The sequence below is a fragment of the Halobellus ordinarius genome, assembly GCF_031823395.1.
Classification (GTDB): domain Archaea; phylum Halobacteriota; class Halobacteria; order Halobacteriales; family Haloferacaceae; genus Haloquadratum; species Haloquadratum ordinarius.
This window is the reverse complement of sequence record NZ_JAVQKJ010000002.1, coordinates 31052-50447: the sequence shown is the minus strand read 5'-3', so window position 1 is coordinate 50447 and position 19396 is coordinate 31052. Positions and strand designations below refer to the sequence as shown.

Below are 19396 nucleotides of genomic sequence, written 5' to 3'. Positions count from 1 at the left end.
TCGTCCCCCCCGCGCCGCGTTCTCGCTTTCGGCCATCTCCACGCGGACGCGTGCCGCCCCGACCGCGGTCAGTACGCTTTTCTTCCGGTGTCTCCTTCGGCCGGTGTGCCTCTGGAGACGCCGGTTCGGATCGTGGCCGCACTTGCCGAGCGCGGCTACAACGCCGAGCGGGAGGCAGTGACGCTCATCGCCGGCGCCGATGCCCCCGCAGTCGCGCTCGACCGGGTCGTCGACCACGTCGACGACGACGCGCTCCGCATCACCACCGCCGACGTCCGCGCGGCGCTAGACGACTCGGAACCTACAGCCGAACCGACCGAGGGGACGGACGCGCCGCCGGATCCGAATTCGACACGCGATCCGGCCGAGTCGGAAGAGTCGGAACCGTCCGATTTACACCCCATCGTTTCGACTGGAGATGACGAAGATAGTCGGGATACGTCCGGTGGTTCAGTCAAAAAGAACGTTGCAGATGAAATGCAGGGTGTGGGCGAGGCAGATACTGATAAGTCGGCCTCGTCGTCATCGACGAAGGAGAACAGCCAGCACGAGGGCGCCGCCTCCGGCGGTGACAGTCCGTCCCCCGACCGCGACGACGCGGCCGCTGCGGACACCGCCACCGAGGACGCCGCCCGTGAAGGCGCCGCCCGGGCTGGAGACCCCTCCGCCGCGGGGGACGGGTCGGATCCGGCCACAGCAGCAAGCGGCGGCTCATCCGCTCTCGCATCCGATAACGCCCGCGCTACCAGAACCAGCGATCCCTCCCTCCGCTCGCTCGACGTGGCCGGCGACGTGACCGGGCAGAGCACCGGAACCGGCGAGTACTCGGACTTCGTGACGGTGTTCCGGGACCGCTACGAGAAGCTCTCGAAACAGCTCCGCGGGCGGGTGAACCACCGACCCGCGGAGGCGATCCAGTCGATGAGCGGCGGGACGGACGCGGCGATGATCGGACTGGTCAACGACATCCGGTCGACGAAGAGCGGCCACTGGCTCGTGGAACTGGAGGATACCACCGGGACGTTCCCCTGTCTGGTGATGAAAGACCGCGAGATCGCAGACCTCGTCGACGAACTCCTCTTAGACGAGTGTGTCGCCGTCGAGGGGACGCTGGCGGACGATTCAGGCATTATGTTCGTCGACGCGATGTACTTTCCCGACGTTCCCCGGACGTACACGCCCAACACGGCGGACAGACACGTGCAGGCGGCGCTCGTCTCCGACATCCACGTCGGCAGCGAGGAGTTCGTCGCCGACGCCTGGACGCGCTTTGCGGAGTGGCTCCACACCGAGGAAGCCCAGCACGTCGAGTATCTGCTGATCGCCGGAGATATGGTCGAGGGCGTCGGCGTCTACCCGGGTCAGGACGAGGAACTCGACATCGTCGACATCTACGAGCAGTACGAGGCGTTCGCCGAGCACCTCAAGGACGTCCCCGGCGACCTGGAGATCCTGATGATCCCGGGCAACCACGACGCCGTCCGGCTCGCGGAGCCACAGCCGGGATTCGACGAGACGCTCCGGGAGATTATGTCGGCCCACGACGCCCGCATCACCGGCAACCCCTCGCTTGTGACAGTCGAGGGCGTGCAGATCCAGATGTACCACGGCGTCTCCCTCGACGAGGTCATCGCCGAACTCCCGGAGTCGAAGGCGAGCTACGACGACCCACACAGGGCGATGTATCAACTGCTGAAGAAGCGCCACGTCGCGCCGCAGTTCGGCGGGAAGACGCGCCTCGCACCCGAAAAGAAGGACTATCTGGTGATGGAGGAGGTCCCGGACGTGTTCCACACCGGTCACGTCCACAAACTCGGGTGGGGGAAGTACCACAACGTCCTCGCGGTCAACTCCGGCTGCTGGCAGGCCCAGACCGACTTCCAGAAGTCGGTCAACATCGACCCCGACGTCGGCTACGCGCCGATTCTCGACCTCGACACCTTAGAGATGACCGTCCGGAAGTTCGTGTAGGCGGGGCTGTGGCGGTCGTAGTATGACGGACACGGGAGCGGCGGTGGCTTTCGTTGGTGTGCGCCCGTCAGTTCACCGTCCGGACCTCGAATCGCGCCCCGCCGTCTGAACCGTCCGTCACCGCTATCGTCCACCCGTGAGCCTCGATGATCTCTTTGACGATGGCGAGGCCGAGGCCGGTCCCGCGCGGATCCGTCGTGTAGCCGAAATCGAAGATGTGAGGGTGTTTGGCCGGAGGGATCCCGGGGCCGTCGTCTTCCACGTAGAACCCTTCCCCATCGATCGATCCGACACGGATGGTCACGGTCGGACCGGCGTGTTCGACGGCGTTACGAAACAGGTTCGTCAATACCTGTTCGAGTCGCGAGGCATCGCCGGACAGTTCCGAGATGTGATCCTCGATTTCGAGGGAGGCATCGCCCTCTATCTGGGGCCACACCGAGCGGGCGAGTTCGCCGAGGTCCACTGGTTCCCGGTCGGCGATCGATCTCCCCTGACTCGCCAGCGTCAGCAGATCGTTTATCATCCGCTCCATCCGCTCGTGAGCGTTCTCGACGCGCTCGAAATGTTCCTGCTCGTTCGTTTCGAGTGCGAGTTCGAGGTACCCACGCGCAGCGGTCAGCGGCCCGCGGATGTCGTGGGCGACGACGTCGGCGAACTCCTCGAGTTGTTTGTTCTGGCGCTTGAGTTCCCGTTCCCGTTCCTGCAGGAGTTGTTGGCTTTCGACGCTGTTGAGCGCAGCGTCGAGTGCTCCGGCTAGAGTCTCTAACACCTGCACGTCACCCTCATCGAAAGCGTCGCTCACATCCGCCGAGACCGTAAAGACGCCGTGGTCTCCCACCGGGATGACGACCTCGGAGCGGATCTCGGTCTGTGGGTTGAGCACGTCAGCTTGCTCGCCCAGGTCGTCGTATCGCTGGGAGCGGCCAGTCGTGAGGGCCTGCCAGAACAGTCCCTCCCCGCGCTCGATCGTCGGTGCGGGGCCGACCAGTTCGGTCGCTTCTTCGGCCTCCGCGATCGGTCTGAGGACGTCCTTCGACTCGTCGTGGAGCCACATCGCACAGACGGGGAATCCGAGCGCGTCCTGTGCGGTTTCGATGGCGATGGCTCCGACCTCCGCCTCACTGTGCACCCCGACGAGTCGCTGTGTCGCCTGGCGAAGTGCCTCGATCCGTCGCTGGCGTTTCTTTCGGGCAGTAACGTCACTGATTACCGCGACAGCTCTGTCCGTTTCGCCCACGGTGTCAGTGACCGGGGCGATATTGAGCGACACCTCGATCTCGGATCCGCCGGGACGCTGTCGGACGGTTTCGAAGTCGATGATCCGCTCGCCAGCGAACACGCGCTCAAACAGCTGCTCGAAGTCGTCCCGCTTGGATTCGGGGATGATCGGGTTCTCGGAGCCGATTACGTCCTCTGCAGAGAGTCCGAACAGCTCCTCGGCGGCTGGGTTCCACCGCCGGACGACAGCGTTCTCGTCGAGTTCGACGATTGCGAGCGGCGACGTCTCCAGCACCGACGCCAGTTCCTCGTTGACTGTCCGAAGCTCCGCTTCGTACTGCTCGCGTTCGAGTTCGTAGCCGAGCCACTGCACGAGCAGTTTGACGAACGCTCGCTCGGACGGGGAGAACTCCCGATCCCGGACGTCGGAACTGGCGAAACAGACGGTCCCGTATAACTCGTCTTCAACCGTGACTTTGCCGCCGAGATAGCAGTTGAGCTGGAACCGTTCGTAGGCGGGGTCCCCCTCCCACCCCTCTGCCGGTGCGTTCTGGACGCCGAGGAGCCCCTCCCGCTCGATCGTTTTCCGGCAATACGCATCCGAAAGTGGGGCCGAGGCGCCGGACTGTAATTCCTCGTGTGTCCCGAGCGCCTCGACGATGTACTGGGTCCCGTCGCTGATTCGGGTCAGGAAACCGTACGGGAGATCCAGCCGATCGCGACCGATCTCGAGCAGGGCCCGAATCCGTTCGTCCAGCTGGAGATCAGTTCGGGACGCCCGAGTGTGGAGATCGCGGAGCCCTTGCTCGTTGGCGCGGAGTTCCGTCTGTAACCGGTGTCGTTCGCTGACGTCGACTGCAACACCGATAACCCCGTCGACGGTCCCATCGTCGTCCACCATCGGTTCGTACCAGGCGTCGAACGTGGTTCCCCCTAACTCGACAGTGCGCCTGGCAGACCGCCCATCGAGGGCTTGCCGACAGGCCGCAAGGATCGTGTCGTTTTCGCCGTAGACATCGAAGATCGACTTGCCGACCACCGTTCCTGGTTGGCGATCGAGGACGTCCAGCCCGCGCCCGGTCGACTGGACGAACACCCCGTCGGAGTCGAGTTCGAAGAGGATCACCGGAACGTTGTCGGTCAGTGCCGACAGCCGTTCGTTTTGCTCCCTGAGCCGTTTTTCGAGGTTCTTCTGATCGGTGATGTCCCGCGCGAACCCGACGCTACGGGTCAGCTCTCCGTCTTCGAGGATCGGGATGCCTTCGACCCAGACCCATCGCTCGAAGTCTTCTCCCTCGTTGACACGATACTCCAAGTCGACCCGAGATCCGTTCGCGAGCCGTTCCATCGCTGATCGGACCGTGTCACGGTCGTCCGGGTGGACCCCGGCGAGGAAATCGGCGGGGTCGTTCCGGAGGGCGTCGGCCGGCCGTCCCCAGACGGCCTCGTAGGCGTCGTTGACGAACAGACATTCCTGCCAGTCGGCGGTGAACATCCAGAACACGTCGGGGCTCCGCTGAGTGAGAAGCGAGAGCCGCTGTTGGCTCTCCGCCAGGTCGGCCCGTGCACGCTCACGCTCGGTCACGTCGCGCATAATCGCGACTACCCGGTCTGTCCCGTCGACGACGGTTCGATGAAGGGACACGTCGGTCGTCCGGACGTCGCCGTCAGCCCGTTTAACGCTCCACTCGAATTGCTGATCGTCGTCCGTCGCCCGGTCCACGATCTGCGTGGCCGCCTGCTCGACTTCTTCGGGCGTGCCAGCGCTGAACTGCGTGACGGGGTTCCCGGTGAGATCCTCGACGGCGTAGCCCGTAAGTCGTGCTGCGGCAGGGTTCGCGTCGACGACGACGCCCGTGGTGGGATCGTAGACGAAAATCGCGTCGGATACTTCCTCGAAGAGCTGCCGGTAGAAGTCGCCACGGTCGCCCTGGGAGGACATACTCGTACGACCGCGGCGATGCTCCTAAAGCTTGTCTCGACGCGCGGGAATCCAGACGAATAGTCCGTCACACCCGGTGAGACAGGGGATGACGCCCGCAGGTACTGCTCGACAGACGGTGGGAGACGACTGCTGGCCGCTCGCCGCGCTCGCTGTCGAGCGGGGAGGCAATACCGATACTGTCGGCTGGAACGAGTACAGGAGATTCGCGACTGCGGACCTGCGGAGTCGCTGGACAGGGCGAGTCGATCGACGACACTCACACCGCACCGACGCTACTCGCCGGGACGGAACCGGTACCGCGTCGTGGGCGCACCCTCGAATGCGGGGCCCGGGCCAACGGCCTCGAACCCGGCCGCTTCGGCCGCCGTCTCGGCATCGACGTCGGACTCCGGGACGACGAACTCCACGTCGAACCCCTCGTTGAGCGCAAAGCGGATCGGTTCCGCGAGGAGTCGCTCCGCGACGGTGGCGTCGCCCGCGAGCTGTGTCACGTGGACCGTCCCGTTTCTGACGTCGAAGGCGACGAACCCGTGGACGGTCTCGGTATCTTCCCCCGCGGTATCGGCGTTCGGTCCCGGATCGGACGGCCGCTCGACCGCGAGACGCACCGTCCGGTCGTGGACGACGTTCCGAAGCGCGTCCGCAGGGAGGTCCACGATGGCGCCGAGGGTTTCGGCGTCGGCCTCGACCGCATCCCGGACGTCTACGTCCATATCTCCGTATTTGGCCGAGGGAACTTAAAAGGCCGACGCGTATTCCGGAACGAACGCCCGCAGGAGCCAGCGGTACGGGTCGAATTGCGGGGGGAATCCGCGGGAGCGGGAGACAAGATTTTACATTACCCCCGCGCAATCTCCGGCTATGTCAGAGCACCGCTCGCAGTTCGTATCTGTCATCCGACAGGAGGATCGATCGTGCGTGTAGTCGCGAAGTTCGGGGGCACCTCCCTGGGCAGCGGGGACCGCATCAACCGCGCCGCGGACTCGATCGCCGCTGCGGTCGAAGAGGGCCACGAAATCGCCGTCGTCGCCTCCGCGATGGGGAACACGACGGACAAGCTCTTAGAGGAGATCGAGTTCGAGGCCGAGGACCGGGATCGGGCGGAGATCGTCTCGATGGGCGAACGAACCAGCGTCCGGATGTTGAAAGCCGCACTCGCCGCGCGCGGCGTCAATTCGATCTTCGTGGAGCCGGGCAGCGACGACTGGCCGGTCATCGCCAACGAACTCGGTGAGGTCGACGTCAAGGAGACGAAGCGTCGCGCGGCCACGCTCGCGGCCGACCTCGACAACACCGTTCCGGTGATCACGGGCTTTCTCTCGCAGAACCACGACGGCGAGATCACCACGCTCGGTCGCGGCGGGTCGGATACGACCGCCGTGATGCTCGGCCGGTACATGGACGCCGACGAGGTCGTCATCGTGACCGACGTCGAGGGCGTGATGACGGGCGACCCGCGCGTCGTCGAAGGCGCGCGCAACGTCGGCCGGATCACGGTCGACGAACTCCGCAACCTCTCGTTCCGCGGCGCGGAGGTGGTCGCGCCCTCGGCACTATCCTACAAGAACGACGAACTCGACGTCCGCGTCGTCCACTACCAGCACGGCGACCTGCTCACCGGCGGCACGCTGATCGAGGGTGAGTTCCAGAACCTCATCGATATGCAGGAGGACCCACTCGCGTGTGTCACCGTCGCCGGTCGCTCGCTGCGGAACAGCCCAGGAATCCTCGCGGACCTCTCGCAGGCGCTCCGGGAGGCAGATATCAACATCGACGCGGTGGCCTCCGGGATGGACTCAGTGACGTTCTACATCAGCGAGGACAACGCCGCGGAGGCGGAGAACCTCCTGCACGCGAAGGTCGTCGACGACCAGACGCTGTCGTCGGTCACCGTCGACGACGACGTCGCAGTCATCCGCGTCACCGGCGGCGAGTTGCCGAACCGCCCCGGCGTCATCCTCGAAATCGTCCAGCCGATCTCGGAGGCGGGCATCAACATCCACGACGTCATCACCTCCGCGACCTCGGTGGCGATCTTCGTCGCGTGGGACGACCGCGAGGAGACCCTCGAAATCGTCCAAAACGAGTTCTGATACTGATTACTCGCACTTTTCTCAGCCGAGCGCCACCCCGATCGACGGCGCTCGGCGGGAAGAGACGAGAGTAATCAGTATGAGGCGCCCGCACGTTCGGGTGAATCGAGTAGCCGGTACGGCGATCGCAGAAGTGTACGACGGCAGTCGATCGCTGCAGCGTTGGCCAAACCCAAGTCGTAACCGTGTTGCGGCGCTCCGATAGAGGGAGAGATCAGATGAGTGTACTCGACTCCTTCGGCGCGTTGCTCAGTAGTATCATCGCAGCGTTCGTGATGCTGGCCTTCGCGGTCCTCAGCTTCTTCATCACGGTGTTCATCGTACAGGTGGGCGCCGGACTGGCGGGATACTCGCCCAGCGGAGACTTCGTGGTCCTCTCCGCGGCGCTTCTGGCGACGGGGGCAATCGTCGCCGGCGCGACACCGATGACCGGATTGAGCGGGATCAGCGGGTAATCGCGCGTCAACTGACCGGAACTCTCCGGCGGGATCGCAACCGTTGCTCGCAACGAAGCCGTCGGAAGCGATGCGAGAGAAGGGAGTCAGCGCCCGTCGTACAATCTTTCGCCGATCCGATCCGGGAGATCCGCCTCTTTCACCGCTTCCATCACCGAGTCGATGTCGTAACCGACCCGCCGCTCCTCGACCGAGAGATCGTCGAGATCGACTAAGGCGTAGGCCGCCCGTGGATCACTGTCTCGCGGTTGGCCGACGCTGCCGGGATTCATTACGATCCCGTCGTCGAAGATCTCGTGTCCCTGGACGTGGGTGTGTCCCATCACGAGCACGTCCTCGTCGTCGAGCATCGACGGCGAGAACTCCTCGGGGTAGGTGTACCGGTCCGGATCGTCCGGGTGGCCGTGGACCAGTTTCAGGCGGCCGTCGAGGACCGTTCGGGTGTCGGGGAGGTCTGCCAGCCACGCGATGGCGTCGTCGTCGAGTCGGTCTCGGGCGTGTTCGACGCCCGCGGCGGCCATCGAGTTGAAGCGGAAGGCCGTCCCCGAGGAGGCCGCCCGGTCGTGATTGCCCATCACAGTCGGAATCTCTCCGTTGCGCACGGCAGCGACGCACTCGGCCGGCCAGGGGTTGTAGCCGACGACGTCGCCGGCACAGACGACGGCATCGACGTCGGGGAGATCATCGAGGACAGCGTCGAAGGCGACTTTGTTCGAGTGAATGTCGGAGATGACGGCGACCTGCATACCCGGGTCTTCGGGTCCGGGGGCAAAAGATCCTGTCTCGATCGCCCCGGATCTCCACTGATCGTCGCAGTCCTCCAACTGAAAAACTCAGCACGAGGAACGGTCCCGAATGACATATACCACCAGGCGAAGTAGGACTGATATCAAATGGGCTTCAGACGCGACGACCGCGCAGTATCGTCACTCGTTGGCGCGGTCTTGCTCCTCGGGTTTTTGATCATTATGCTGTCGGTCTATCAGGCGCAGTTCGTCCCGCTGCAGAACAAACAGGTGGAGTTCGACCACAGTATCGAGGTGCAGAACGATATGGTGGAACTGCGGAACGCGATTCTCGAATCGGATACGACGGGACAGACCACGTTTGCGACCGTCAGACTCGGCCCGACGTACACCAGTCGCCTCATCGCGATCAACCCGGGGCCTCCCAGTGGGACACTCAGCACCGACGCGCCGGAGAACATCAGCGTCGTCGACGGGACGGGGACCACCGTTACCGGCCTCTGTCCGACCGGGAACCCGATCCAGACCCGAACACTCAGCTACACGCCCGGCTACAACGAGTACGAGGACCCCCCGACGATCGTCTACGAGAACACGGTGGTGTACCTGGATTACGGCGACGAGACCGTCCTCCTCTCCGACGAACAGCTGGTCCAGGGGTCGACAGTCAACGTCAACCCCCTGAACACGAGCCTCTACAAGACCGGGATCAGGCGGATCTCGGTGGAGCCGCGACCGGGGCTGACCAAGAGCCGGAACGTCGAAGACGCGAACGTGACGTTCCCGACCGGACTGAGCCAGGAGACCTGGCGGGAACTTCTCTCGGAGGATCTCAACCGGGAACAGGTGACAGTCACCGACGGCGAACTGACGCTCAACACGACCGGGAAGATCACCGTCGCGTGCGCCCCGGTCGGACTGAACGAAGCGCCGGATGGCGGGTCACGCACCGCGGGCGGCACCCAGATCAACCCCGCGGGCCCGAACGACGTGGAGATCCGGAGCTTCAACCGCCCCTTCAACGACGTCGTTGAAGTCACGTTCAACAACACCGGGAACCGGGACGCGAACATCACCGAGGCCCGGATCAGCTTCTACAACAATCCGAGCGACACCGGCGGCGACATCGGGCCGATCGATATGATCGATCAGAACGGGGTGACGGTGCTCGAAATCGAGGTGCTCGCCGGCGAAGAGCCGGTCGATCCCGAGGTCACTCTTCCCGGAAACGAAACGGAGACGACACTGAGGTTCGAGAATCAGGGCGGCGAGAAGTTCTCGCAGGACGACTTCTTCGTCATCCAACTGTTCTTCTCGAACGGCGAGCAGGGGACGTACTTCGTCGACGTGCCGGCGTGATCCCGTTCACGGCGGGGATCCGGTATCGTCACCGTCTGCAATGTGGCGTTCATCTTGCGTCGCGGTCTGTCCCGTATCGTCGTTGACAGTGATTCTGATGATATATTCGTTCCCCTCGCCGTTCTTATCGCTCAGGCTCTCGGTCAGTGTGCCCGTGTCGCTGCCGTTCGTAAAGGCGGCGCTAGTGTAATCGATGGTAACTTGTACCTGATTATTATTTTTGACCTCGATCAATTCGAGCGTCGCATCTTGGAGATTGCCGTCGACGTCACTCGCTTCCCACGTCACGTCGAACGAGGCGTCATTGTTTTGATTGCCGCTTGGGACCGTCGTGTCCGTCACATCCAGACGATCGATCGTCGGCGCTGAACCGGGTCCACCGCTGCCCCCGTCCCCGTCGGCGGTCTGCGTTTCGTCCTGCGTCCCGGTCTTGCCCTCGTCGTCGTTGACCACGATTTCGATAACGTACTCCTTGCCGAAATTGTTCCCTTGTGTGAGGCTCAGCGTCCCGGTCTGTGTGCCCGTGTCACTGCCGTTGCTGAAGTCGCCGATGGTGTACGTCACGGAGTCTTGGATGTTGTTTTTGTTCTTGTCCCACAGCCGTAACGTCGCGTTTTGGAGGTTGCCGTCGACGTCGCTCGCTTCCCACGTCACGTCGAACGAGACGTCGCCACCGGAGCTAGTGTCAGTCACGTCGAACCGATCGATCGTCGGCGGCGAGCCCGTCCCGCCGCTCGTGCCGTCGCCGTCGGCGACGTCGGTGGCGCTGGCGAGGACGTCGTTGCCCTCCAGATCCGTCGCCAGAATGTCGATCCGATACTTTTCTCCGTCCTGCTTATCGCGATCCGGATCGGAGAGAGTGCCCGTCTTGGGGCCGGTCGTGACGTTCTCCGAGTAGGTGTCGGTCACGTTGTCAGCGAGCGTGTCCGTACTTTCACGCACGAGTTCGAGGCGCACGCGGACGAGATCCCCGTCGGGATCGGAGACGTTGTACTCGTAGTCGTAGGAAACTTCGCTGCCGGTGCTGAGATCGGTCACCGAGAACGTCTCGAAAACGGGGGACCGAAGTCCGATTTCGCTGTCGGCGGTGTCGACCGTACTCTCGCTTGCAGTGTTGCCTGCTGCGTCGGTAACGGTGAGTTTGATTTCGTATATTTCACCGCCGCCGCTCGCGTTGGTGAGCGTGTCGGTGTTCACGCCCGTCGAGCCGACGTCGCCGAACGTCGTGGTCGCGGTGTCGACGGTAGTGCCGTCGCTGATGAGTTCGACGCTGACTTCGACGATGTCGCCCTGGTCGTCGCTGGCGTTCCACGTCACGTCGTACGACGCGTCGCCGCCGGAACTGGTATCCGTGACGTCGAACCGTTCGATCGTCGGGGCGAGGTCGGCCTCCGTCCCGGGCGCGGTTTTCGTTTCGTCGTAGAGAATCGAGCCCCCGGCGGACGTGTCGATCAGCAAGATCCGGATCTCGCCGGTATAGGAATGCGAGACGGTCACCGATTCGCCACCCTCGAAGACGGCGTCGGCGTCCAAGTCGCCGCTGGGGGTGGAAAGGTCGTATCGGGTCTCGGCATCCCCCTGCTGGATCACGAGCGCGAGATCAGCGAACGCGTAGTCCGTGCCGCCGAGATGGGTGACCGTGAGCGACGTTTCCCCGAGCGTCGTCTCGAATTTGGAGGGCTGCTCGATGCGATCGGCGCCCTGCGATTGGGCCGTGAGGAACCCGACGCCGACGAGGGTGACAGAGATGATCACAACCGCTGTCAGCAGCAGCGTCCCGATGATTTCGCTCTGCCCACGGTTCCCCGACGACATTTCCCTGCTCGGGGTACGTGTCACAGCGTCAAGAACCTACGCCCGGGGGCGAATTCGCTGCGACTGCGGCGACCAGAGACAGTACACCGTCAAACGCCGGGAAGAAGTGCGACGCGTACTGGGACCGGCCATCACGCCTCCTCGCCGTTGTGGAAGCCGACGGCGACGTCGCCGTCCTCGTAGGTGACGCCCGCAGCGCAGACCGCGTGTTCGTACGGCAGTTCGTAGGCGTCGCGGGCGAGGTCGTCGGGATCGGCCGCTGCGCTCCCGGCGAAGTCGATGGCAGTGGGCTCGTTTTCCTCGTAGGTGGCCACGAGCGTCGGTTCGTCGACGGCCTCGACGAGGATGGCGTCTCGGCGGACGATCCCGACGAACGACTCCTCGCCGACGACGCCCGCGACGCGCGGGGTGTCGTAGTCGTCCTTCTCGTAGTCGAGCGCGAGCAGCGCCTCCGCGAGCGCGTCCCGCGCCGGATAGCCGAGGTCGAGTTTCTCCGCGATCGGATCCACGTGCGAGCCGTTGCCGACGACGACGCCGTCGCCGCCCTCGCGGACGCAGTTGTAGGAGACGTAGGGGTTGTCGTTCTCGGGCGCGTCGGGCGTCGGCGCGACCGTCAGCGTGCCCTCGCGGGCGACGATCTGTCGGTTGGGAAACGAGCGGGAGGAGACGCGGTAGGCGCCGAAGTCGGGTGCGACGACGACGAACCGTCCGATGTACATACACGAACTGTGGCCGGGAGCGAACTAAATAGGTAGTGGATCGGAGATGGATACGGACGCGTGGTCGGCGCTGGTGACAGTATAGCCCCACGGACGGCACACGAGCACCGACTTCGCAACACTCATATGGAGCGACAGGCAACGAACGTCCACGTAGTCGGCAGGCGGCGTCGACGACGGCAGTCCCATGGGGTAGCGGCCAATCCTGAAGCCTTCTGGGGGCTTCGACCCAGGTTCGAATCCTGGTGGGACTATACAACTTTCGCGCGATCGTTCGACGGTTCGTTCCTCGCATCCGCACGATCAGTAGTTGAGACGCTTCTCGGTGAGCGTCGAGGCGGAAGTTTCACTTGAAGAAAATAGGTTTCCGGAAGGGTTGTTGACCTGTAGTCACTTCTCGACCACGAGCAGCGCCACCCGCTCGAGCACCAGCGACGCCAAGTCGCCGTCGACGACGTCGAGTTCGGCGCCGTCGATATCGTAGTACTCGCGGACGCGCTCTGGGTCGTACTCCGCGAGCGTCGGTTCGACGGTATCGAGGACACGCGAGCGAATCGCGTCAGCTGCGGCCGCCTCCGCGGTGTCCGGATCCATCGGCTCCGTTCTGTTGCCGCCACCGGTTCCCTCGGGCTCGTCGCCCGACGCAGACGACCCTCCGCTCCGGGCGTCGACGAGGACGACGGCCCGGTTCTCTCCGGCCGAGACGCCGAGTTCGAGCGCGTCGCTGATCTGCCGGCGGCCGGCGGCGTACAGCAGTATCTCGACCGCTCGGTCGCGGGCGACGTTCTCGCCGCGTTCGATGGCTCTGTCGGCCAACTCGACGGCGCGTTCGAGGTGACGTTCGCTCACGACGTACCGGGCGTCGAACGCCTGGATCGTCGCCCCGGTCTCGGCGGCGATCTCGCCGATCGTCGCGACGAACGCGTCGACGTCGTCGACGGCCACCGTGCCCTCGACGAGCCTCATTCGGGTTCACCTCCATCGCCCGACGCTCTCGTTCTCACCCGAAATCACCCAGGCTGGCCTGTTCTTCGGGATCTGACTCGCCACCTTCGTGCTCTCCGTCCTCGAGGCCGGTGTAGACCTCTGTGATCGACGCCGACTCTCCGCCGCCGTCGGCCTCGGAGACCTCGTCCATCGACGGGTCCTGTCGCCCGACGTTCTCTAAGATGTTCTCGGCGGTCTTGCGACGGCCCCGAAGCGCCCGGAGGATCACGGATTTGTCCGCCTCGCGGAGTTCCGCGCGCGTCTCGATGCCAGCCTCGTAGAGCCGCCGGGCGCGCTTCCGACCGACGCCGCGGATTCCCGCGAGATCCAGGAGTTCCTCGCGAACGCCGTACTCGACGCGCTTTTTCGCCTCGCGGACGGGCACGACCGGCAGGCCGAGTTCGCCGGCGAGTTGCTCTGCGGCCCCCAGCAGCCACTCGGCGGTCTCGACTTTCCCGCGGATGTCGCCCGGCCCGACGCCGTAGCGTTCGGTGATTCGGTCTTCGTCGACCTCGTTGGTCCAGTCCTCCATGAGTTTCGCCGTCTTCAAAGTCGAGAGCCACTCCTCGAAGCGGACGTCCTCGTACTCGGAGGGCGTCCGGCCGAGCAGTTCCGACTCGCGCTCGTAACACACCTCGGTGTACGTCTCGCGGTCGCCGGATTTGAGGTACAGCTGGTACATATCCGGCGTCCGGGAGACGAGATGAAAGAGCCCGAGCGCGGTCGGGTAGGTGGGTTCGTCTGTTGGCTCCACGGCCTCGGGATCGGGGTCCTGCCCGGACTCGTCGTCGCCGTCGGCCGTCGACGACGGCAACTCGCTGGCGCGCTGGAAGCCGGGCGCGTCCGATTCCGGGCCGTCGCGGCCGGTACCACCGGTATCGGACGACCCGCTGCTGTCCCCGTCGGCGTCGCCGCCGCCCGCGAGCGCGCGGATCATCTCCCCGCGGTTGGACTCGGCCCACTCCAAGCCGTCGATGATCTCCGCGGCGGTCATCGGATCGAGGTAGAGCCGCGAGACCGTGTGTCCGATACTCGTCGCCGTCAGCGACCCGTCCTCGCGCTCGAGGAACCCGTTGCGGTCGAGATACGCGAGCACGTCGTCGGTGACCGTCTCCAGCCGGCCGGACTCGTCAGTCTGGGCGGCGTACAGCGTCCGATCGAGGAATTCGAGCAGTTCCGAGCGGGTGTGGGCGAACCCGGAGGCGACGGTCGCCAGAACGTGCGTCCGGAGCGCCGGCTCCGCGGCCAGCTTCGAGCGGATCGGCTCCGGCTCCGCCCAGATGTACCGCTCGAACAGTTCGTCGCGCGTGTCGGCGTCCTTCGCCAGGAGGACGGCCTCGCCGTAGGGGTCGAGACCCGGCCGGCCGGCGCGGCCCATCATCTGGTGGACTTCGAGGACGTCGAGCGGTTTCATCCCGCCGAACTCGCCGTCGTAGCGCCGCCAGTCGCGGACGATCACCCGGCGGCTGGGCGTGTTGACGCCGGCCGCGAGCGTCGGCGTCGCCGAGATGCACTTGACGAGGCGGTCCCGAAACGCGTCCTCGACGAGCGAGCGGTGCTCGGCGGCCAGGCCGGCGTGGTGGAACGCCGCCCCCTTCGCGACGCAGTCGGCGAGGGTGTCGCTGGTCTCGGCGTCCGAGACGTCCCGGATCTCTGCGGCGAGTTCCGCGAGTCGCCCGCGCTCATCGTCGGTGAGATGCCGGGCGGTGACGTCGCGCAGTCGCTTGGCCGCCGCCTCGGCGTTCCGCCGGGAGTTCACGAAGACGAGCGAGGAGCCCTGGTCGGTGGCTGCATCCCCCCCGGCAGAGTCCTCGCCCGCAACTGCATCCTCGCCTGCGGAGTCGGCGTCGCCCGCGAGCGTCTCGTCGCCTACGGAGTCGCCATCGCCCGCCAGCGTCTCGTTGCCAGCAGATTCGTCGTCGCCTTCGAGGGCATCGTCCACGAGCGCGGCCGTGGGTCGCCCGCCGGACTCGACCCGGACCTCGCGTTGACTGCCGTCGTCGAACGTGATCGCGTTGCCGAAGTGGACGCCCGTCCGGAGGTCGATCGGCCGCCACGCCGATTCGATCAGTTCGGCGTCGAGCCACTCGGCGATGACGTCCGCGTTGCCGACGGTCGCCGAGAGCGCGACGACCTGCAGTCCGGGGTTGAGCGTGCGGAGTTTCCCGAGCGTCACTTCGAGCGTGGGGCCGCGGCCCGCGTCGTCGACCAGGTGAACCTCGTCGGCGACGACGCAGGAGAGGTCGTCGATCCACGCCGCGCCGTTGCGGATCAGGGAGTCGACCTTCTCGGAAGTGGCGACGATGATGTCCTGCGACGCGAGCCACTCGCCGTCGGCGTCGTAGTTGCCCGTCGAGACGCCGACGTCGAAGCCGTATTCCTCCCAGCGCGCGAATTCGGCTTTCTTCTCGGAGGCGAGCGCCCGCAGCGGAACGATATAGAGCGCTTTCCCGCCACGAGCGACGCTCGACAGCATCGCCAGTTCCGCGATCAGCGTCTTCCCCGAGGCGGTCGGAACCGCGGCGACGAGGCTCTCGCCGCGGGTGACCCCGGCCTCGACGGCAGCCGTCTGCGGCGGGTAAAGCTCCTCGATTCCCTCCTCACGCAGGTGGGCGGGGACCTCGGCGGGCAGTTCGGGGACCTCCTCCGGTTCCATCACGGTCGGCTATGCCGTGCTCGGATTTAAACGGTCGGAGAGTAGCCGAGTTGTTCGGCGCGAGTTCGACGATGTCGACGAGGGCTACCGGTACGGCGCCAACGATATGTGCCCGGTCGACGAACGGCGGGTATGAAGATCCGCTACGATCGGGAGACCTGCATCGGGATGTTCCAGTGCGTCGAGGAGTGGGAGGCGTTCGAGAAGAACGTCGACGCCGGCAAGGCCGACCTCGCCGGCGGGGAGGAGATCGAGGAGGGCGTCTTCGAACTCGAGGTCCCGGACGGCGAGGAACTCGACGCGGAGTTCGCTGCCCGGGCCTGTCCGGTCGACGCGATCGAACTGTACGACGACGGCGAACAGGTAATCTAGTCGATCGGCGGCAGTCGGCGATAACCAGCACAACCGTTATATACGTTCGCGAAGATTTTTACGGCGAAGGGAAGCTATGAACAGTCGTAACCGCGGTCAGAACCTTTCGGAGTGGGCGGATCTCGTCGGAGCATCGCTGCCGGACTCCGTCGAGGATCTCGACGACGTGGGAGGAAGCGTCGACGCCTACGTCGAAACGGAGACCGGGGAACCGTTCGGGTACGAGTTCGGAGACGGGGAGCGGAAGGGATAGCTCGATCACGCCCGCGCTGAACTCCCCGCCGCCGATCCACCAGACAGGCGTCCGTACGTGTCCGGCTTCACTTTCACCGCCCTCGGCGAACCCTTAACAGCGATGGCGCCGTATCGGGCGTGATGGCGGCCACCGACGACCCCGCGTACGTGGATCACCCGCTGCTGCGTCCGGACTTTATCGAACGCCGGCTCTACCAGATCCGGCTGGCGGGGACCGCACGGGAGTCGCACACGCTCGTCTGTCTGCCGACCGGGCTTGGCAAAACCACCGTTAGCCTGCTCGTGACCGCCCACCGACTGCAGGAGGTCGGAGGAAAGGTGCTCTTTCTGGCGCCGACGAAACCGCTCGTCCAGCAACACGCCGAGTTCTACCGCGAGGCCCTTTCGATCCCCGACGAGGAGATCGTCGTCTTCACCGGGGAGATCCGCCCGGAAGACAGGGCCGATCGGTGGACCGACGCGCGGATCGTCATTGCGACGCCGCAGGTGGTCGAAAACGACCTCGTCGGCAGTCGCATCTCGCTTGCCGAGGTCACCCACCTCACGTTCGACGAGTGTCACCGCGCCAGCGGCGACTACGCGTACGTCTACATCGCCGAGCGGTACCACGCGGACGCCGAGAACCCGCTCGTGACCGGGATGAGCGCCTCGCCCGGCGGCGACAAGGAGGCGATCTTGCAGGTGTGTCAGAACCTCGGAATCGATCAGGTCGAGGTGATGACCGAAGAGGACGCAGACGTCGACGAGTACACTCACGACACGTCCGTGGAGTGGGAGCGGATCGAGTTGCCCGACGAGATCCTCCAGATCCGCGACGCGCTCAACGAGGTGATCAAAGACCGCCTCCAGAAACTGAAGTCGCTGGGGGTGACGAACACGACCCAGCCCGACGTCTCACAGAAGCAGTTGAACCGGATGCGCGGGAAGTTGCAGGAGCTGATGAACGCCGACAAATCCGAGGGCTACAAGGGGATGTCGACGCACGCGGAGGTGATGAAGCTCCGGCGGGCGGTCGAACTCGTCGAGACGCAGTCCGTCGAGTCAGTCTGCCGGTACTTCGAGCGCCAGCGGAACGCCGCACGGTCGTCGGGCGCCTCGAAAGCCAGCCAGCGACTCGTCGCCGAACCGAAGGTTCGGGAGGCGATGCGGCTCGCGGAGTCGTTCGACGGCACCCACCCCAAGTTCTCGCGGGCGCGGATCCTGCTCGCACAGACGCTCGGCATCGAGGGCGGCGAGCGCGTCATCGTCTTCACCGAATCCCGCGACACCGCCGAGGCGCTGACGGCGTTCCTCTCGGCGTCGTTCGACGTCCGCCGGTTCGTCGGCCAGGGCGACAAGGAGAGTTCCGAGGGGATGACGCAGACCGAACAGCAGGAGACCCTCGACGACTTCCGGGCCGGGGAGTTCGAGGTGCTGGTCTCGACGTCCGTCGCCGAGGAGGGACTGGACGTCCCCGAGGTGGACCTGGTGCTCTTCTTCGAGCCCGTGCCGACGGCCATCCGCTCCATCCAGCGGAAGGGACGGACCGGGCGACAGGCCGAGGGCCGGGTCGTCGTGTTGCTGGCGGAGGACACCCGCGACGAGGCGTACTTCTGGATCTCCCGCCGCCGCGAGAAGGAGATGGAGTCGGAACTCCGGGAACTCAAGAGCGTCGTCGGCGACATCGAATCGGAACTCGATCCGCCCCAGCGGGACCTGGAGGCGTACGACGATAGCGACGGCGACAGCGACCCCGACGGAGCCGAGCTTAGTGGCACCGACAGCGAAGGCGGGGCTGACGTCGATGCCGATGACACCGACAGCGAGGAATCCGGAGCGGACGCCGACGCCACGGCAGCTGTCGCAGCCGATTCAGCAGGCGAATCGGCGTCTCGACCGACGGCCCAGTCGAACGGACAGGCGGGCCTGACGGACTTCGGCCCGACCGCGGAGGAAGTCGACCGGGCCCGCGGGGACGAACCGGAGGGCGAAAGCGACACCGAGAGCGAGACGCCGGAGGAAGCGGGCGTCGACGCCGAACCCGAGAGTGAAGACGAAGCCGGGACCGACGACGCCATCGTCGCCACCGCCGAGGGCGACGAAGCGGAGACAGAAATCGTCGTCGACCAGCGCGAACTCGACGCCGCAGTGGCGAAAGACCTCTCGAAGCGCGACGGCGTCCGGACCCGTCTGGAGACGCTCGCCGTCGGCGATTACGTGCTCTCGGACCGCGTCGCCGTCGAGCGGAAGTCGGTTTCGGACTTCCTGGAGACGCTTCTGGACGGCGAGCGGTCGCTGTTTGAGCAGATCGGCGACCTCGCCCGCGCGTACGCCCGGCCGGTGTTGATTCTCGAAGGCGAGGGGCTCTACGAGGAGCGCAACGTCCACCCGGGCGCGATCCGAGGAGCGCTCGCCTCGCTGGCGGTCGATTTCGACGTGAGCGTCCTGCAGACCGGCGACGAAGGGGAGACCGCAGAACTCCTGCTGACGATCGCCGAGCGCGAGCAGACCGAGCGGGACCGGACCGTGAGCGTCCACGGAGAGAAGAGCGCGAAGACGCTGACCGAACAGCAGGAGTACGTCGTCTCGGCGATCGCCGATATCGGCCCGGTGACCGCTCAGTCGCTACTCGACGAGTTCGGCACCGTCGAGGCAGTGATGACCGCCCGGGCGGATGACCTTCGGGCGGTCGACGGCGTCGGCGAGGTGACCGCAGAACGGATCCGCGAGGTCGTCGGCAGCGAATACGAGTAGTGTGGGACGAGAGACAGCAGCGCGAAAGAAAGCGAGAAACTGGAGACGCGGGAAAGAACGGAAGCGGGA

General features: G+C 65.3%; 14 protein-coding genes and 1 tRNA gene. 8 read left to right on the top strand and 7 right to left on the bottom strand.

What is annotated here, in order from left to right; translation table 11 throughout:
• The first annotated feature begins 105 nt into the window (after positions 1–105).
• Positions 106–1971 (top strand): DNA-directed DNA polymerase II small subunit, encoded by a 1866-nt coding sequence (locus RJT48_RS00495; protein ID WP_311170269.1) that lies wholly within the window; start codon positions 106–108, stop codon positions 1969–1971.
• Positions 1972–2038: 67 nt separating this feature from the next.
• Here the strand turns inward: RJT48_RS00495 and RJT48_RS00490 are convergent, their stop codons facing one another.
• Together RJT48_RS00490 and RJT48_RS00485 are read right to left on the bottom strand one after the other, a co-directional pair.
• The gene (locus RJT48_RS00490; protein ID WP_311170268.1) at positions 2039–5134 is read right to left on the bottom strand and encodes a PAS domain S-box protein; all 3096 of its coding nucleotides are present in this window, start codon (positions 5132–5134) and stop codon (positions 2039–2041) included.
• Positions 5135–5409: 275 nt separating this feature from the next.
• Positions 5410–5850: a hypothetical protein gene (locus tag RJT48_RS00485; RefSeq protein WP_311170267.1), complete on the bottom strand. Its 441-nt coding sequence runs from the start codon at positions 5848–5850 to the stop codon at positions 5410–5412.
• Positions 5851–6051: 201 nt separating this feature from the next.
• Between RJT48_RS00485 and RJT48_RS00480 the strand changes: the two genes are divergently transcribed.
• Together RJT48_RS00480 and RJT48_RS00475 are read left to right on the top strand one after the other, a co-directional pair.
• Positions 6052–7230, top strand: coding sequence for an aspartate kinase (locus tag RJT48_RS00480; protein ID WP_311170266.1), 1179 nt, complete (start codon positions 6052–6054; stop codon positions 7228–7230).
• Between the two features lie 218 nt (positions 7231–7448).
• Positions 7449–7685 carry a hypothetical protein gene (locus tag RJT48_RS00475; protein WP_311170265.1) on the top strand — a complete coding sequence of 79 codons (237 nt, stop codon included), beginning with the start codon at positions 7449–7451 and terminating at the stop codon, positions 7683–7685.
• Positions 7686–7771: 86 nt separating this feature from the next.
• Here the strand turns inward: RJT48_RS00475 and RJT48_RS00470 are convergent, their stop codons facing one another.
• Positions 7772–8431: a metallophosphoesterase family protein gene (locus RJT48_RS00470; RefSeq protein ID WP_311170264.1), complete on the bottom strand. Its 660-nt coding sequence runs from the start codon at positions 8429–8431 to the stop codon at positions 7772–7774.
• A gap of 147 nt (positions 8432–8578) precedes the next feature.
• Here RJT48_RS00470 and RJT48_RS00465 point away from each other — a divergent pair, with 147 nt between their 5' ends.
• A complete protein-coding gene (locus RJT48_RS00465) occupies positions 8579–9790 on the top strand; it encodes a hypothetical protein (protein WP_311170263.1) in 1212 nt (403 codons plus the stop codon).
• Positions 9791–9796: 6 nt separating this feature from the next.
• Here the strand turns inward: RJT48_RS00465 and RJT48_RS00460 are convergent, their stop codons facing one another.
• On the bottom strand, positions 9797–11605 hold the full coding sequence (locus tag RJT48_RS00460; protein ID WP_311170261.1) for a type IV pilin N-terminal domain-containing protein: 1809 nt from the start codon (positions 11603–11605) through the stop codon (positions 9797–9799).
• Positions 11606–11736: 131 nt separating this feature from the next.
• Positions 11737–12324 (bottom strand): IMP cyclohydrolase, encoded by a 588-nt coding sequence (locus RJT48_RS00455; RefSeq protein ID WP_311170260.1) that lies wholly within the window; start codon positions 12322–12324, stop codon positions 11737–11739.
• A gap of 181 nt (positions 12325–12505) precedes the next feature.
• Between RJT48_RS00455 and RJT48_RS00450 the strand changes: the two genes are divergently transcribed.
• Positions 12506–12578 (top strand) — tRNA-Gln (locus RJT48_RS00450).
• Between the two features lie 136 nt (positions 12579–12714).
• On the opposite strand, the gene cgi121 is transcribed toward RJT48_RS00450, so the two are convergent.
• Together cgi121 and RJT48_RS00440 are read right to left on the bottom strand one after the other, a co-directional pair.
• The gene (gene cgi121 / locus RJT48_RS00445) at positions 12715–13290 is read right to left on the bottom strand and encodes a KEOPS complex subunit Cgi121 (RefSeq protein WP_311170259.1); all 576 of its coding nucleotides are present in this window, start codon (positions 13288–13290) and stop codon (positions 12715–12717) included.
• Between the two features lie 34 nt (positions 13291–13324).
• Positions 13325–15967, bottom strand: a complete 2643-nt coding sequence (locus RJT48_RS00440) for a DEAD/DEAH box helicase (protein ID WP_311170258.1) — start codon at positions 15965–15967, stop codon at positions 13325–13327.
• Positions 15968–16099: 132 nt separating this feature from the next.
• On the opposite strand from RJT48_RS00440, the gene RJT48_RS00435 reads away from it, so the two are divergent.
• From RJT48_RS00435 to RJT48_RS00425, 3 genes are all read left to right on the top strand, one after another.
• On the top strand, positions 16100–16339 hold the full coding sequence (locus RJT48_RS00435; protein WP_311170257.1) for a ferredoxin: 240 nt from the start codon (positions 16100–16102) through the stop codon (positions 16337–16339).
• Between the two features lie 76 nt (positions 16340–16415).
• A complete protein-coding gene (locus RJT48_RS00430) occupies positions 16416–16592 on the top strand; it encodes a hypothetical protein (protein WP_311170255.1) in 177 nt (58 codons plus the stop codon).
• 122 nt (positions 16593–16714) lie between these two features.
• A complete protein-coding gene (locus RJT48_RS00425) occupies positions 16715–19327 on the top strand; it encodes a DEAD/DEAH box helicase (protein ID WP_311170254.1) in 2613 nt (870 codons plus the stop codon).
• Positions 19328–19396: the final 69 nt, after the last annotated feature.

Excerpts from the sequence above, each read along its gene's own strand:
- RJT48_RS00490 (WP_311170268.1), bottom strand. The coding sequence starts at position 5,134 with ATGTCCTCCCAGGGCGACCGTGGCGACTTCTACCGGCAGCTCTTCGAG.
- RJT48_RS00485 (WP_311170267.1), bottom strand. The coding sequence starts at position 5,850 with ATGGACGTAGACGTCCGGGATGCGGTCGAGGCCGACGCCGAAACCCTC.
- RJT48_RS00475 (WP_311170265.1), top strand. The coding sequence starts at position 7,449 with ATGAGTGTACTCGACTCCTTCGGCGCGTTGCTCAGTAGTATCATCGCA.
- RJT48_RS00470 (WP_311170264.1), bottom strand. The coding sequence starts at position 8,431 with ATGCAGGTCGCCGTCATCTCCGACATTCACTCGAACAAAGTCGCCTTC.
- RJT48_RS00465 (WP_311170263.1), top strand. The coding sequence starts at position 8,579 with ATGGGCTTCAGACGCGACGACCGCGCAGTATCGTCACTCGTTGGCGCG.
- RJT48_RS00460 (WP_311170261.1), bottom strand. The coding sequence starts at position 11,605 with ATGTCGTCGGGGAACCGTGGGCAGAGCGAAATCATCGGGACGCTGCTG.
- RJT48_RS00455 (WP_311170260.1), bottom strand. The coding sequence starts at position 12,324 with ATGTACATCGGACGGTTCGTCGTCGTCGCACCCGACTTCGGCGCCTAC.
- cgi121 (WP_311170259.1), bottom strand. The coding sequence starts at position 13,290 with ATGAGGCTCGTCGAGGGCACGGTGGCCGTCGACGACGTCGACGCGTTC.
- RJT48_RS00440 (WP_311170258.1), bottom strand. The coding sequence starts at position 15,967 with ATGGAACCGGAGGAGGTCCCCGAACTGCCCGCCGAGGTCCCCGCCCAC.
- RJT48_RS00435 (WP_311170257.1), top strand. The coding sequence starts at position 16,100 with ATGAAGATCCGCTACGATCGGGAGACCTGCATCGGGATGTTCCAGTGC.
- RJT48_RS00430 (WP_311170255.1), top strand. The coding sequence starts at position 16,416 with ATGAACAGTCGTAACCGCGGTCAGAACCTTTCGGAGTGGGCGGATCTC.
- RJT48_RS00425 (WP_311170254.1), top strand. The coding sequence starts at position 16,715 with ATGGCGGCCACCGACGACCCCGCGTACGTGGATCACCCGCTGCTGCGT.